The sequence below is a fragment of the Pseudarthrobacter sp. SORGH_AS 212 genome (assembly GCF_030818145.1).
Lineage (GTDB): Bacteria > Actinomycetota > Actinomycetes > Actinomycetales > Micrococcaceae > Arthrobacter.
In genome coordinates this window covers 1,881,715-1,896,870 of sequence record NZ_JAUTAA010000001.1, presented here as the reverse complement: position 1 = coordinate 1,896,870, position 15,156 = coordinate 1,881,715, and the positions used below count along the sequence as shown (strand labels likewise).

Here is a 15,156-nt window from a genome sequence, read left to right as displayed (position 1 = left end):
CGCAAAAAGTCAGGCAATCAGGGCCAGCACGGTCCCCGCGCTAACCACGCCACCAGCGTCCACCCGCACGTCGTCGAGGGTGCCCGCGCGGTGGGCGGTCACCTGGGTTTCCATCTTCATCGCCTCAAGGACGACGACGGGATCCCCGGCCGCCACCTCGGCGCCCGGTTCGACCAGCCACTTCACCACAGTCCCCGCCATGTCCGCGCGCAACTCACCCGGGGCCGCGGCAGCCGCGCCAGTGCCGCCGTCGTTCTCCGCGCCGAAGGGGCCGTTCACCGGGGTGAGGCCCGCGGGAACCGGGCCGCCGGAACGCGCCCAGCCGTCGAGCAGGGCTGCGGGCAGCCCGATCGCGAGGCGCCGGCCGTCCACGTCAACGGTGATGGTGCGCCGCTCACCGTCCGAAACGGACGTGCCGAAGTCCGGGTCCGCCTGAATGGTCCCGGCGAAGTCCGTTTCGATCCAGCGTGTGTGGATACCAAGCTTCGTTTCGGACGTGAAATCGGGCGCCTCCACCACGGCGCGGTGGAACGGGAGGACTGTGGCTACGCCGCTGATCTGCATTTCGGCCAGGGCGCGGCGTGCCCGGCGGAGCGCCTGCTGCCGGTCCGCGCCCGTGACAATCAGCTTGGCCAGCAGCGAATCGAACTGTGGCGCCACAACGGACCCTGCACGGACGCCGGAGTCCAGACGGATTCCAGGGCCGGTGGGACCGCTGAAGGCTGTAACCGTCCCGGGTGACGGCAGGAAGCCGCGCCCCACGTCCTCAGCATTCAGTCGAAACTCGAAAGCATGTCCCCGCGGGGACGGATCGGCGTCCCAGCGGAGCGGTTCGCCCGCGGCTATCCGGAACTGCTCCTGGACCAGGTCGATGCCGGTGGTTTCCTCGGTGATGGGGTGTTCCACCTGCAGGCGGGTGTTCACCTCGAGGAAGGCGACGGTGCCGTCGGCGGCCACCAGGAATTCGACGGTCCCGGCCCCCGCATAGGAGGCCTCGCGGCAGACTGCCTTGGCGGCGTCGTAAATCTGGCGGGTCTGGCTGTCGGTGAGGAACGGGGCGGGGGCCTCTTCGACGAGTTTCTGGTGCCGGCGCTGCAGCGAGCAGTCCCGGGTTCCCACCACCACCACGTTGCCGTGCTGGTCCGCCAGGACCTGCGCCTCCACGTGCCGGGGCCGGTCCAGGTAGCGTTCCACGAAGCATTCGCCGCGGCCGAAAGCCACCACGGCCTCGCGGACTGCGGAGTCGAACGCCTCCTCCACCTGGCCCATTTCCCGGACCACCTTCAGCCCGCGCCCGCCGCCACCGAAGGCAGCCTTGATGGCGATGGGCAGGCCGTGCTCCTCGGCGAAGGCACGAGCCTCAGAGGCCGAGTCCACCGGCCCGTCACTGCCGGCCACCAGCGGCGCACCGGCGCGCACGGCGATCTCCCGCGCCGTGATCTTGTTGCCCAGCTGCCGGATGGCCTCCGGGCTGGGGCCGATCCACGTCAGCCCGGCGCCGATGACGGCTTCCGCGAAACCGGCGTTCTCGGACAGGAAGCCGTAGCCGGGGTGCACGGCGTCCGCTCCGGATTCCGCCGCCACCCGCAGCAGGTTGGGGATATTGAGGTAGGTCTCCGACGGCGCGTTGCCGCCCAGGCTGTAGGCCTCGGTGGCGGCGCCCACGTGCATGGCATCGGCGTCCACGTCCGCGTAGACCGCCACGGATTCGAGCCCGGCGTCCTCGCAGGCCCGGGCGATGCGGACAGCGATTTCTCCTCGGTTGGCGATGAGGACCTTGCGCATCAGTTGCTCACTTCGTCTAGGGAATCGTGGGAACGGTTGTGGGAGGTATCAGCGGAAGCAGGCTGCCCGGGCGCCCAGCGGAACCGGATGGAACCGCCCACCGGAACCTGCGCGGCGAGATCCAGGTGATAGTCCGCCACCACTCCGATCACGGGGTAGCCGCCCGTGATGGGATGGTCTGCCAGGAACAGCACGGGCTGGCCTTCCGGCGGGATCTGCAGGGCACCGGCCATGGTCCCCTCACTGGGCAGCTCCCCGTCCCGGCTGCGGACAAGCGGTTCGCCGGCCAGGCGCATTCCCACCCGGTTGGACCGCGGAGTTACGGCCCAGTCCTGGCTGCACAACGATTCCAGCGCCGCCGCGTCAAACCAGTCGTCGCGGGGACCGGGCACAATGTCCAGCACCGTGACCCCGGCATCCGGGTAGTCGGGCTGCAGCTCGGGGTTGCCCACCACGTTGGATGTTGTGGTGGCCCCCGCGCCGAGCAGCTGTCCGGCGGCCAGCGGTGCCGGCCCGATTCCGGACATGGTGTCCGTGGACCGGCTGCCCAGCACGGCCTCCGCTTCCACGCCGCCGCGGATGGCCAGGTAGGTGCGGAAGCCCCGTTCCGGGGCGCCCACGGTCAGGGTTTCGCCGTCCAGCAGGGCGAAGGCGGTGGCCATGGGCACGGTGCGCACCTCGTCGGGCCGGCCGTCGTCGTCAGCGTCGGCTTCGGCAGCGGACGACGGCGTCACTACAGTCAGTGCCGACGGCGCCCCGGTGACGGCCAGCACCTGGTCGCCCACGGCTTGGACGCGCAGGCCGCCGGCGACGCTTTCGATCACAGCGGCGGAGGGGCCGTTGCCCAGCACGCGGTTGGCGCGCCGCACCGAGGCACGGTCCAGCGCACCGGCTGAGGACACCCCGAGTCCGGCATGCCCGGGCCGGCCCAGATCCTGGACCAGGCTCTGGAGTCCGGGGGAGAGGACGCGGAGGCCGGACTCCACGCCGGCATGCCCGGAGGTTCCGGCCGGCGCCGCAGGAGCGGCGATCTCCACGAGCTCCCGCACGGCGCGGAACTGCACGCGGTCCCCCGGAGCGGCCAATGCCGGCTGCTCCCTGCTGAGGTCCCACATGGGAGCCGCGGTTCGGCCGATCAATTGCCAGCCGCCCGGCGACTGCCGGGGGTAGACGGCCGAATAGTTGCCGGCCAGCGCCACGGACCCGGCAGGGACCGCCGTGCGGGGTGAACTCCTGCGGGGGACCTCCAGGGCCTGGTTTTCCCCCACCATGTAGCCGAACCCGGGGGCGAAGCCACCGAAGGCCACCGTCCAGACCTGCCCCGTATGGGCGGCCACCACTCCGTCAGCCCCCAGGCCGGTGAGCCTTCCCACCTCGGCGAGGTCCTCGCCGTCGTACACGGTGTCGATGGTGACCAGCGCGCCTTCGGCGTGGGACTGGACCGTCAGGTCCATGGCCAGCAAACGGGGAGCCATCCGGCGCGCCGCCGCGGCCGAGTCCGCCTTCACCATCACGGTTTCGGCAGCGGCCAGGACGTCCACCTGGCCGGGCAGCGGTGCCTCCAGCAGGAGGGCCTGCAGGGCGAGGACGTCGTGGAGGCCGGAGAGTTCGGCGAGCACCGCCGTCGTGCCTACTGGCCTGACGGACAAAACACGGGCTGCCGTGGCGGGGCTACTGGCTGTTTCCATGGGGGCCGGGCCGCGCCGCTCAGGCGTGGCTCTCCTTTGCGCTGTTGCTGAGCAGTCGGACATCTTCCTCAGGCTGCGGATCGCGGCCCAGGCGCATGCCCACGATGGTGACGATGGCGGTCAGTGCGATGTACCCGGCAATCAGGTACCAGCCGCCGTTGGCTGCACCGTAGAGGGCGGTGAAGATCAGCGGAGCCACGGCGCCGCCGATCACGCCGGCCAGGGTGTAGGCCAGTGAGCTGCCGGCGTAGCGGAGGCGGGCCGGGAACTGCTCGGTGATGAACGCGGCCTGCGGGCCGTACATGAAGGCGTGCAGGGCCAGGCCGATCACCACGCCGATGGTGAGCATCAGCACGGACTTGCCCTGGATCATCAGGAAGAACAGCGGAATGTAGATAGCGGTTGCTGCGGCGGCGATCCCGTAGACCCAGCGGCGGTTGAACCGATCGGTGAGGGCGCCGGCGGCCGGGATGAGGAAGAGCTGGAACGCGGAGCCGATGAGGATGGCTGCCAGCACGTTGCCGGTGGTCATGCCGAGTTGCTTGGTGGCGTAGACGGCCACAAACACGGTGAAGAGGGCGTACAGGACGTCAGGGCACAGGCGGGACAGGGCTGCCGAAACGAGGGCCTTGGGCTCCTTGGTGAAGACTTCCTTGATGGGTGCCTTGGGGCGGTCGCCGTGGGCCTGGATAGCTTTGAAGACCGGGGTTTCCTCGAGCTTGAGGCGGATCAGCAGGCCGAACGCCACCAGGAGCGCGGAGGCCAGGAAGGCCACACGCCAGCCCCAGGACAGGAAAGCTTCGTTGCTGAGCGAGGCGGCCAGGACGGCGAGGACGCCGTTGGCCATCAGGTTGCCGGCGGGCGGGCCGATCTGTGCGGCGGAGGACCAGAAACCGCGCTTGTTGGGATCGCCGAACTCGCTGGAGAGCAGCACCGCGCCGCCCCATTCGCCGCCGACACCGATGCCCTGGGCCAGGCGCAGCAGCACCAGGATGATGGGGGCGGCGACGCCGATAACCGAGTAGTCGGGCAGGGCGCCGATGAGGACGGTGGCGGCGCCGATCAGCACCAGGGTGAAGACGAGGACGTACTTGCGGCCCACCTTGTCGCCGAGCCGGCCGAACACCACGCCGCCGATGGGGCGGGCCAGGTAGCCCACCGCGAAGGCCGAGAAGGACAGGAGCAGCCCCACGAATTCGTCATCCGAGGGGAAGAAGATCTTGGGGAAGACGAGGGCCGAGGCCACCGAGTAGATGGCGAAATCGTAGTACTCGAGCGAGGTGCCGGTGAGGCTGGCGACATAGGCCTTCAGTGCGCCGGCCGGGGGCTTCCTTGCCGCCGTCTTTGCTGCCTTGTTGGTGCTGGTCATGGGTTCCTCCGGGGGTGAGGGCGATGCGGGGCCTGCTGGCCATGGATACGGGGGCGGTAGCCGGGCGGACTGGCTAGGCGAACGCGCCGATGCTGATGCCGGCGTCGGCGAGGGCGGACTTCACGGCGGTGGCCATTGCGACGGCCCCTGGGGAGTCACCATGCACGCAGATGCTTTCTGTGCGGATCTTCAGGATGGACCCGTCGGTGGTCCTGACGGACTGTTCGGTGGCCATCCTTAATACATGCTCCGCCACTTCGGCGGGATCGTGAAGGACTGCACCCTGCTGGGCACGGGACACGAGGGTTCCGTCCGGGTTGTAGGCGCGGTCCGCGAAGGCTTCGGTCACTGCCCGCAGGCCCGCTTCCTCTGCCAGCCGCAGGACTTCCGAACCTGGCAGCCCCATGATGGGCAGGCCGGCGTCCACGGACTTTACGGCGTCGACGACGGCGCGCGCCTGGGCGGTGTGCGACACAATCGCGTTGTACAGGCCGCCGTGCGGCTTCACGTACCGGACTGTCGTTCCCTCGGCAGCAGCTAACGCCTGCAACGCACCGATCTGGTACACCACGTCGTCGGCCAGTTCGCTTGGGTTGATGTCCAGGAACCGGCGTCCGAAGCCTGCGAGGTCGCGGTAGCCCACGTGGGCGCCGATGACGACGCCGGCCTCCGCCGCGGTTCGGCAGGTCCGGCGGATCACGCTGGGGTCCCCGGCGTGGAATCCGCAGGCCACGTTGGCGCTCGACACCGAGCTGAACATGGCGGCATCATCGCCGAGGGTCCAGCGGCCGAAGGACTCGCCGACGTCGCTGTTGAGGTCGATGGAAGTCATTTGTGATCCCCGTCTCATTGGTTGGTCATATCTAGGATGCACCAAATCTACGGATTGTTCAACAATCCTTCGATTCAACGATGTGACGATCGTGTAAATTCTCGGGTATGGCCACCATCGATTCCGCTCCCGCTCCCGCTTCCGCAGGCCGCCTCCGGGTGGCCGTGCCGTCCGTGGCCGAACGCGTGGCCCAGGAACTCCGCCGCCAGTTGGCCGAAGGCACGCTGATCCCGGGGGCCAGGCTCACCGAATCCACCATTGCCGAGGACCTGGGCGTCTCACGGAACACAGTCCGGGAAGCTTTTGCGGAACTGGCCAGTGAGCGGCTGGTGGTCCGGCACCCCAACCGCGGCGTCTTCGTGGCAAGCCTGGGGGCTGAAGACATCCATGACGTCTACACGGTCCGGCGGTTTATCGAGGTCAGCGCGATGCGCGGCGGGGGCAACCCCGAGGATGTGGCCGCTGTCCGGGCCGCGGTGGAGGAAGGCAAGCGCGCTGCGGCAGCCGGTGACGATGAAGCCGGGGGAACCGCCAACCAGCACTTCCACGGCGCCATCGTGGCGATGGCCCGGAGCCCGCGGCTGAATACGGTCATGGCCCAGGTGCTGGCCGAGATGCGCCTGTTCTTCCACAAGGCCACCGCTGATGCGCTGTTCTACCAGCGCTACCTGCCGGACAACGAAGCAATTTGCGAGGCACTGGAAGCCGGCGAGCTAGACCGGGCCGCCGATCTCCTGCTGGCCTACCTGGACCGCTCCGAGGACAACCTGGCGGCAGTGCACAGCGAGTAGGCCGGCAGCTTCGTGCCGACGGGTCCGGGGCCTACTCGGCGATGTCCTCCGCCCACAGTTCCGGGTTGTTGTCCTGGAAATCGCGCATCATGTCCACGCAGCGCTGGTCATCGAGGACTATCACTTCGACGCCGCGGGACCGCAGGAGGTCGAACTCGCCCGGGAAGGTGCGCGCTTCGCCCACCACCACCCTGGGGATCTTGAACTGGATGATGGTTCCGGTGCACATGGCGCACGGGGCAAGGGTGGTGTACAGGGTGGCATCCCTGTAGCTGCGCTGCCGGCCGGCCGCCCGCAGCGCCGACATTTCCCCGTGCGCTATCGGATCGCCGTTCTGGACCCGCTCGTTGTGCCCGCTGGCGATGACCACCCCGTTGCGGGCAAGCGCCGCGCCGATGGGGATGCCGCCTTCGCTGGAGCTTTTCCGGGCCGCCGCGTAGGCGGCCTCGAATGCAGCGTCAGAAGTCGCCTGCGGGGGCAACGTGGCGGCCGTCAGCCGGGATTCGGAAGTCATCCGGTCATTCTCGCATGCGGATTATCCGGCGGACCGCCGGAGGCCCCGGGTAGCCGGGACCTCCTGGCTGTTATGCCGGACTCGGGGGGGCTTCGTCAGGCGCGGGTCCTGCCGCGGACGAAGTGGAAGATCAGGACAACAACGGCGACAACCAGCAGGATGTGGATCAGGCCGCCGCCAATATTGGCGAGCAGTCCGAGAAGCCACAGAACGGCGATGATGATGGCAATCCAAAGCAACATGGAATTCTCCTTGTGGGTACATTTCGGATGGAATTGTGCTTCAGCCCGCGGATTTTCACATCCTACGCCCGGCACAATCCCTGGACGCCAAACACCGCGCTGTTAATTTGCCCAAGCCCGCCACGGGGCGATCCACGGCCACCATCCGGGGCGCGGTCCCCAACCGCCGGGACCTATTTCTGGGTGACCCGGTACCGTTCGATCTGCCGGAGACGCCGCAGGAGGCTGTCGCGCCGCGGGTGCGGGACGGCGTCTGCCGCTTCTGCCGTGAGGTCAATGTGCCTGGTGCCGAATTGCCACAGCAGGAGGTCATCCAGCAGCCGGTCCGGCCCGGGGGAGTAGCGGTGGTCCAGGGCCTTGCGGACCTCCGTGATCTGCTCGGCGCGGAGCAGCCCGGCCAGCTCCATGGTCCGGGTGAGTCCGTGTGCTGCGAGCAGTTCCGAGGCCCAGCCCCAGTCGTCATCCACCTTGCGGTCCACGTGCGGCAGCAGCGTGCGCCACACATCCCTGACCCGGTTGGGCGTGAGGGGCGCTGCGCCCTCCCCGTCGGTGTCCCAGAAGCTGCGCACTTCCTCGTACCGTTCGTGCAGGTCCGCGAACGCCGTTTCCACCGTTTCCAGCATTGCCGCCGTGGCGGTGAACTGCCGGTCGAAGTGCGGGGTCCAGGCCCGGGGATCCTCGGCCTTGAAACGGATATCGTGCTCGATCTCGCTCCACGCGTGCGCGAAGATGGTGCGGATCTGGCACTCGAAGAAGTAGCTGCCGTTGGGCGTGACCTCCGGATTGAAGACCTGCTGGTACTCCTTGACGGCCTCGTTCTGGATGGTCCGGAGGATCAGGTGCCGGCTTGAATACCCGTATGTGCCGGACTCGATGGAGCCGATGTCTTTTTCCCGGTCCCCGCGGCAGTCGAACAGCTGGCGCTGCCGCTTGATGATGTTGGCCACCGCCGCATTCTCGGCCGGCAGCTTGGTGATGACCCGGATCCCCACCATGTCATTGAGGGTCCGGAACGGGTCCGGGAACTTCAGCAGCCGCCGCCCGCCCGGTTCCAGCGGCTCCTCCGTGCGGGAGATCTTCTCCTTGAACGACTCCACCGTCTTGGTGCGGCCGGTGACAAACAGCGGGGTGACCTCGCTGTCCTTGAGCATGTCCCGCAGGACCAGCAGCACATCCCGGGTAACCAGCTTCAGGGCAGGGCGGACGCGCTCGTACAGCTCCACGTTGTGCTGCACGGATTCGCGCAGCGGCTCGTCCAAATTCTCCCAGTTACTCGGCATGTTCCCAGCTTACGGCCGGGGTCTGACAGAACGGCGGCGGCCGATCTTTGCGAGTCACAGGCCGCCACCGGACACGCGCCCCCGCCCCGGACCCGGAGGTGGAAGAGGGGAATGAAGGGGGCGCGGAAGTGTTGACACGCCCCGCAGGCTGGCCTAGCTTTCATTTCATCTGGTGGGGCAACAGCGGCCCGCGGGCCGCCGGTACCGGTCTCGTCGCCGCGAAGGCACACAACTTGTTACCTCCGGCGGGCGTGGGCGGAACTGCCACGGCCGGAACCGCCCGGCGCCCGGCACCATTCCAGGACTGCAACCATGACCAACCTGACGAAGGGCCGCCGCATCGCCGCGGCAGCAGTAGCACTCTTGACGGCCGCCGGCGGGATCACCCCGGCGCAGGCCGCACCCCAAGGCGGCCCACGCTACGGTCCAGGTGCGGCGGGAAGTGGTGATCCCTACTTCCCGTACGCGGGCAACGGCGGGTACGACGTCCTGCACTACGGCCTCGACCTCCGCTACACGCCGCCATCGGACCCGGGCGCAGCGGGAAACCTCACCGCGGAGGCCACCATCACCCTGCGCGCCATCCAGGACCTGGACGCCCTCAACTTCGACCTGCGCGGACTCACCGCCACGGCCGTGGACGTCGACGGCAGGGACGTCAACCGCGGCGCGGACCCCTCGGAATGGACCCAGGTGCAGGACGATGCGAACCGCCGGTGGGAACTCACCGTCGGACTGCGGCCAAAACTGAAGGAAGGCCGGACAACCACCATCACCATCAGCTACGGCGGTGCCACCAGCCGGCCCCAGGACACCACGGGGGCGCTGTACGGATGGGTGACCACCCCTGACGGAGCCATTGTGGTCAACGAACCCGACGGCGCACCCACCTGGTTTCCGGTGAATGACGACCCCCAGGACAAAGCCACGTACTCCTTCCGCATCACCGTCCCGGAAGGAAAAACCGCAGTGGCCAACGGCCTGCCCGGGGACCACCCGGAGACACACGCCGGCTGGACAACCTGGAACTGGGAGGCGGCGGACCCGATGGCCAGCTACCTTGCCACGGCAAGCGTCGGCGATTTCACCCTGCGATACGACGAGGGACCCCGCGGCCTGCCGATCATCAATGCGGTGGACAAGGGTGTGACGGGCCCCGCGTTGGTGAAAACCACTGCGGCCCTTGCACTGCAGCCAGAGATGATCCGCTACCTGTCGGACCTGTTCGGGCCGTATCCGTTCGAAGCCTTCGGGGCGATCGTGGATGACGACTCGGTGGACTACGCCCTGGAAACGCAAACCCGGCCGGTCTATTCAGAGGTTGCCGATGAGGACACCGTTGTCCACGAACTGGGTCACCAGTGGTTCGGCAACAGCGTCAGCCCGGCGGGACTGGAAGGACATCTGGCTCAACGAGGGCTGGGCCACCTATGTCGAGTGGCTGTGGGCCGAGCACCAGGGCAAGGCGACGGTGGCAAAGCAGTTCACGGAGACCGTGGCTGAACTGGACGGCAAGAACCTCTGGGCGCTTGACATTTCCAATCCGGGACGGGACAACCTGTTCGCCGAGCAGGTGTACCGGCGGGGAGCCGCCACACTCCATGCACTGCGGGCCAGGATCGGGGACGCGGCCTTCTTTGCCGGGGCCGCCGAATGGCTGGACCGCTACGCCAATTCCTCGGCAACAACCGGGGATTTTGAAGCAGTGATGGAAGAGGCCTCAGGCCAGCAGCTGGACGCGTTCTTCAATGACTGGCTGCGGAAGGGGGACCGTCCGGCTATGCCGTAGTGGAGCCGCGCACCACCAGCGACGTTTCCAGCGTGACGCCGCCCGGTTTCAGGTACTTGCCCTCCATCAGCCGGCGCAGCTGCTCGCCCGCTTTCTGGCCCAGGGCCGTGGCGGGCAGGTGGACGCTTGTCAGGCCGGGATTGCTGGTGGCCGAGTAGGGGAGGTCGTCGAAGCCGGCTACCGCGAGTTCTTCCGGGATCCGCACCCCGGCCACCCGAGCCTCCTGCAGCACACCGTAACCGTGCGTATCGGTTCCGCAGACGACGGCGGTCACCCCCGCGCGCTGCCACTCCGGCCAGGCGGCGGCGAACGCGGCGGCCGCTGTCCCGACGTCGATGGTGGTGCTGATGATCCGGTCCGGGCTCACGGAGATGCCGCGCGCCGCGGCTTCTTCCAGGAACGCCGCACGCCGCACGGCAAACGTGTCCGTGCCGGTCACACTGTCCACATAGGCCGCTTCAGTGTGTCCGGCGGCGGCCAGGTGTGATGCCAGCTGGCGTGCCCCGCTGGCCACATCGAGGTTCACGGACGGTGCGTAGGATTCCAGCCCGGGCGCGTCCAGCAGGACAAGGGGCGACGGCGAGGCGAGGTCCTCGAGGAAGTCTGCGTTGGGTGCGTCCACCAGCAGCCCGGCAGGGCGCAGCGACATGAGCCGCCGGACGTCGCTGGCCTGCGGAAACTCGCCCGCTTCGGTGACGGACAACAGCAGCTGATACTGCGGGCCGAGCGATTCCCGCACCCCGTCGATGACTTTGGCGAAGAAGGGGTTGGAGATATCCGGCGCCACCAGGATGACGATGGAGCTCACACCCTTGGCCAGCGAGCTGCCGATTCCGTCCACCACGTAGCCGAGCTCGGCAATGGCGTCACGAACGCGGGTCACGTTGTCCTCGGAGACGCGGCCCGCCGTCTTGCCGTTGGCCACCAGGGATACTGTCGCCGTCGAAACGCCTGCCCGGGCGGCGACCATGGCCGCCGTGATCCGCTGTGGGCGCGCGTGCTGCTGCCTTTGTTCCGCGGATTCCATATGTTGATCGTAGTGGGCGTGGGAGCTGACGGTCGGCTGGCGGGTTGCGTGCGCATCGGCTGGCGGGTTGGGGAGAGGATTTAGCACGCACATGCCAGAAAAGACCCTCGTCAGAAACCGGGTGCGTCAAGCGCTTGACCTGCGTCAACGTTAAGCGTTTGACGTGCACCACATTCTGCTGCCATGATCACTCCTGAACGCTACAACTCCCCGGACGCCAGGCAGCTGGCACGGGCCCCAATGACGTGGAGAACACCATGGAACCCACCTTCCAGAACCCTGAGCCGGTCCAAGGCATCGAGCGCAGGAAAATCATCCTGGACTGCGACCCCGGGCATGACGACGCTGTGGCGTTGCTGCTCGCACACGGAAACCCGGACATCGACCTGCTGGCCGTCACCACGGTGGTGGGAAACCAAACCCTCGAAAAAGTCACCCGCAACGCGCTCGCCGTGGGCACCATCGCCGGCATCACCGGCGTCCCCTTCGCTGCCGGCTGTGACCGCCCGCTGGTCCGCAGCATCGAAACCGCGCCGGACATCCACGGCGAGTCCGGCATGGACGGCCCCGCCCTGCCCCAGTCCGCCATCGAGCTGGACCCGCGCCACGCCGTCGACCTCATCATCGACACCGTCATGGCGCACGAACCCGGCACCGTCACCCTGGTTCCCACCGCCGGCCTGACCAACATCGCCATGGCCGCCCGCAAGGAACCGCGGATCGTGGAACGCGTCAAGGAAGTGGTCCTCATGGGCGGCGGCTACCACGTGGGCAACTGGAGCGCCGTGGCCGAATTCAACATCATCATCGACCCCGAGGCCGCGCACATCGTCTTCAACGAGAAGTGGCCCGTGGTGATGGTGGGCCTGGACCTCACCCACCAGGCGCTGGCCACCCCGGACGTAGTGGAGAAGATCGCCGCCATCGGAACCGGCCCGGCGAAGTTCGTCACCGAACTGATGGACTTCTTCGCCCACACCTACAAGGACGCCCAGGGCTTCGACTACCCGCCCGTCCACGATCCCTGCGCCGTGGCGTACGTCATCGACCCCAGCATCGTCAGCACCCGCAAGGTGCCCGTCAACATCGAACTGCAGGGCACCCTTACCCTCGGCATGACCGTGGCCGATTTCCGCGCCCCGGCCCCCGCCGACTGCCACACCAGCGTGGCCGTGGACCTGGACCACGCACGGTTCTGGGACCTCGTCACCGAAGCGCTGGTCCGCATCGGCGAGCCGGGCGCCGGCGACATGGACAACAAAGGCAACGCGTCCGACGTCGAACTTAACGAAGGCGCCCAGCTCGCCGCCGGAGGGGTTAAGTAAATGGCCGCCACCATGACTGAAACGAAGACCGGCCGCGGCAACATCGCAGCCCTCATGACCGCGCTGCTGGCCGCCTGCGTGGCGTTCCAGCTCAACGCCTCCATGCTGAGCCCCGCCCTGGTGACCATGGGCGAGGAACTCAAGGCGGACCAGGCTGTCATCGGGCTCTCACAGACCTGGTTCTTCACCGCCGCCGCCCTGTTCTCCCTGTTCCTGCCGCGCCTGAGCGACATCGTGGGCCGCAAGAAAGTCCTGGTCGGCATGATGGTGATGATGGCTGTGGGCTCCGTCATCGCCGCCCTCGCCCCGGACATCACCTGGCTCTTCGTTGGCCGGATCATCCAGGGCGTCAGCGGACCCACGGTGCCGCTGTGCCTCATCATGCTGCGCTCCGCCGTCAGCAACCCCCGCAAGTACGGCACGCTCATGGGCCTGATCACCGCCGTCAACGGTGGAGTGGCGGGCGTGGACTCCTTCGTGGGCGGCTACTTCGCAGAGCACTTCGGCTTCCGCAGCATCTTCTGGCTGATGGTGGTCCTGGCTGTCGCTGCCACCGCCCTCATCGTGTTCCTGGCCGCCGAAAGCAAACCCGCCGCCGGTACCCGGATGGACTGGCTGGGCGTGTTCTTCATCGTGGTGGCCGTCGGTGCCCTGCTCACCGCCCTGAACGAAGGCTCCAAGCTGGTGGGCGGCTTCAACTCCGGCACGCTCATCCTGAGCCTGGCGCTGGTAGCCGTGTCCGCCGTCGCGTTCTTCGCCTTCTGGCGTACTGAACAGCGCGCCGCGCAGCCGATGGTGGAAACCGTGCACCTGCGCCAGCGCGCCACCTGGGCCCCGCTGCTCACCACCACCCTGACCATGACCGGCATCTTCGCCGTCATCAACGGCATCGTCCCTGCCTACGTCCAGGCCGCCAGCCCGGGCTTCGGGGTGGGCCCCACCGAGATGTCACTGATCATCCTCACCCCGTACGCCCTGCTCGGCTGGGTGGTGGGCCCGCTCAGCGGCAAGCTCGCACCAGTCCTGGGCTACACCAAGGTGCTGCGCATCGGCCTGCTCGGCAGCATCGCGGCGCTGGCCGTCATAGGGTTCCTGGGCCTGCACAGCCTGCCGATGATGATTGCCGGAACGGTCTTGCTGGGCATCATGTACGCCGGTACGGTCAACATCATGCTCAACGGACTCGGCGTTGTCCTCTCGCCCGCCGGCAACCCCGGCTTCCTGCCCGGCATGAACGCCGGTGCCTTCAACCTCGGTGCTGGCCTGAGCTTCCTCATCCTGCCCGCCGTGCTGGTGGCGACCGCCTCCCTTGGCGATGCCACTGCTTCCTACCTCACCGTGGTGGTGGTCGGCCTGGCTCTGACGGTGGCCGCGTTCGCGGCGTCGCTGCTGATCCCCAAGCCGGTTGAGGCCGAGGTGGCCGAATGAGCGCCGCAGCCGGGTCCGCGGGCGCTGACTCCCTGGGCGCTGGCCGGATCGTCGTCGTCGGCTCCCTCAACGCTGACCTCACCATCTACTGTGAACGGCTCCCGCAGCCCGGGGAAACGGTGCACGGCAACGGCTTCGCCGTGAATCCCGGCGGCAAGAGCGCCAACCAGGCCGTCGCCGCCGGCCGCCTCGGCGGGTACGTCAGCCTGGTGGGTGCCGTGGGGGATGACCCCAACGGGCACATGCTGCTGGCCTCGGTGGCCGGTGCCGGCGTGGACGTAGGGCGGGTGCGCACCTCCAGCGAGCCCACCGGCGTCGCCGTGATCGCGGTCGATGCGGGCGGCGAAAACAACATCATCATCTCCGCGGGCGCCAACGGCACGCTGTCCCCGGCGGACGTGGCGGAGGCCGCGGACGTCCTGGACGGAGCCGCCGTCGTCAGCCTCTGCCTGGAAGTTGCCATGCCCACGGTCCTGGCGGCAGCGCAGGCAGGGCACGACGCCGGTGCGAAGGTCCTGCTGAACCTCTCGCCTTACGCGCACATCCCCGCAGCGCTGGCCGGGTTGGTGGACGTCCTGCTGGTGAACGCCCACGAAGCCGCGCTGTTCCTCGGCCCCGGGGCCTCCGTCCCGGGTGCTGACGCCCACGCGGCGCAATGGGATGCCGTCCGTGAACGCTTCGCCGAACGGGGGATCCGGCAGGTGCTGGTGACACTCGGGGCGCACGGGTCAGTAGTGCTGGATTCCGACGCCCCGGCCAGCCGATCCGTGGTGTTCGTGGAGCCCACCAGGGTGGATGCGGTGGACACCACCGGCGCCGGGGATGCCTTCACCGGTGCCGTGGCAGTCCGGCTCGCTTTAGGCGATGCGCTCGCCGACGCCGCAGCGTTCGCCTCCGTGGCCGCGGCCCTGGCCACCACGCGCAAGGGCACCCAGGCAGCGTACCCGGAAACGGCCGACGTCGAACGGCGCCTGCGCAAGTCTTAGCCCCATCGACTGCCCCCCACCGGCACCCTAGCCACGCAAGCTCGGCCAAGGAACCCTGCCGGCGTGGGCCCGACGCCCTTTTCAGGTGTCAAAACGGCGT

General features: G+C 68.2%; 14 protein-coding genes. 6 read left to right on the top strand and 8 right to left on the bottom strand.

Going from position 1 to position 15,156, the window contains the following annotated elements:
- Positions 1-9: 9 nt before the first annotated feature.
- From QE394_RS08765 to QE394_RS08750, 4 genes are all read right to left on the bottom strand, one after another.
- On the bottom strand, positions 10-1,785 hold the full coding sequence (locus QE394_RS08765; RefSeq protein WP_349034299.1) for a biotin carboxylase N-terminal domain-containing protein: 1,776 nt from the start codon (positions 1,783-1,785) through the stop codon (positions 10-12).
- Positions 1,785-3,473, bottom strand: a complete 1,689-nt coding sequence (locus QE394_RS08760; protein ID WP_349034298.1) for a carboxyltransferase domain-containing protein — start codon at positions 3,471-3,473, stop codon at positions 1,785-1,787. Before QE394_RS08760 ends, QE394_RS08765 begins: the two co-directional genes overlap by 1 nt.
- 19 nt (positions 3,474-3,492) lie before the next feature.
- Positions 3,493-4,842: an MFS transporter gene (locus QE394_RS08755; RefSeq protein WP_268160069.1), complete on the bottom strand. Its 1,350-nt coding sequence runs from the start codon at positions 4,840-4,842 to the stop codon at positions 3,493-3,495.
- Between the two features lie 73 nt (positions 4,843-4,915).
- On the bottom strand, positions 4,916-5,674 hold the full coding sequence (locus QE394_RS08750) for a 5-oxoprolinase subunit PxpA (RefSeq protein WP_349034297.1): 759 nt from the start codon (positions 5,672-5,674) through the stop codon (positions 4,916-4,918).
- Positions 5,675-5,781: 107 nt separating this feature from the next.
- On the opposite strand from QE394_RS08750, the gene QE394_RS08745 reads away from it, so the two are divergent.
- On the top strand, positions 5,782-6,465 hold the full coding sequence (locus QE394_RS08745) for a GntR family transcriptional regulator (RefSeq protein ID WP_349034296.1): 684 nt from the start codon (positions 5,782-5,784) through the stop codon (positions 6,463-6,465).
- Between the two features lie 31 nt (positions 6,466-6,496).
- Here the strand turns inward: QE394_RS08745 and QE394_RS08740 are convergent, their stop codons facing one another.
- The 3 genes from QE394_RS08740 to QE394_RS08730 form a co-directional block, all read right to left on the bottom strand.
- Complete coding sequence (locus QE394_RS08740; RefSeq protein WP_261618872.1) at positions 6,497-6,979, bottom strand: nucleoside deaminase; 483 nt, start codon at positions 6,977-6,979, stop codon at positions 6,497-6,499.
- 95 nt (positions 6,980-7,074) lie between these two features.
- Positions 7,075-7,221 carry a lmo0937 family membrane protein gene (locus QE394_RS08735; RefSeq protein WP_156368333.1) on the bottom strand — a complete coding sequence of 49 codons (147 nt, stop codon included), beginning with the start codon at positions 7,219-7,221 and terminating at the stop codon, positions 7,075-7,077.
- A gap of 173 nt (positions 7,222-7,394) precedes the next feature.
- Positions 7,395-8,501 (bottom strand): (p)ppGpp synthetase, encoded by a 1,107-nt coding sequence (locus QE394_RS08730; protein WP_056077185.1) that lies wholly within the window; start codon positions 8,499-8,501, stop codon positions 7,395-7,397.
- Positions 8,502-8,813: 312 nt separating this feature from the next.
- Between QE394_RS08730 and QE394_RS08725 the strand changes: the two genes are divergently transcribed.
- Together QE394_RS08725 and QE394_RS08720 are read left to right on the top strand one after the other, a co-directional pair.
- On the top strand, positions 8,814-10,004 hold the full coding sequence (locus QE394_RS08725; RefSeq protein ID WP_349034295.1) for a M1 family peptidase: 1,191 nt from the start codon (positions 8,814-8,816) through the stop codon (positions 10,002-10,004).
- On the top strand, positions 9,904-10,290 hold the full coding sequence (locus QE394_RS08720) for a M1 family aminopeptidase (protein ID WP_349035391.1): 387 nt from the start codon (positions 9,904-9,906) through the stop codon (positions 10,288-10,290). Before QE394_RS08725 ends, QE394_RS08720 begins: the two co-directional genes overlap by 101 nt.
- Here QE394_RS08720 and QE394_RS08715 read toward each other — a convergent pair.
- Positions 10,280-11,317: a LacI family DNA-binding transcriptional regulator gene (locus QE394_RS08715; protein WP_349034294.1), complete on the bottom strand. Its 1,038-nt coding sequence runs from the start codon at positions 11,315-11,317 to the stop codon at positions 10,280-10,282. The genes QE394_RS08720 and QE394_RS08715 overlap by 11 nt on opposite strands.
- 257 nt (positions 11,318-11,574) lie before the next feature.
- Here QE394_RS08715 and QE394_RS08710 point away from each other — a divergent pair, with 257 nt between their 5' ends.
- The 3 genes from QE394_RS08710 to QE394_RS08700 are packed head-to-tail and all read left to right on the top strand — an operon-like array spanning position 11,575 to position 15,056.
- Positions 11,575-12,642: a nucleoside hydrolase gene (locus QE394_RS08710; RefSeq protein WP_349034293.1), complete on the top strand. Its 1,068-nt coding sequence runs from the start codon at positions 11,575-11,577 to the stop codon at positions 12,640-12,642.
- A complete protein-coding gene (locus tag QE394_RS08705) occupies positions 12,643-14,070 on the top strand; it encodes an MFS transporter (RefSeq protein WP_056077177.1) in 1,428 nt (475 codons plus the stop codon). It begins immediately after the preceding gene.
- Entirely contained in the window at positions 14,067-15,056 is a 990-nt protein-coding gene (locus tag QE394_RS08700; protein ID WP_349034292.1) for a ribokinase, read from the top strand. The genes QE394_RS08705 and QE394_RS08700 overlap by 4 nt, the downstream gene beginning before the upstream one ends.
- The last annotated feature ends 100 nt before the right edge of the window (positions 15,057-15,156 follow it).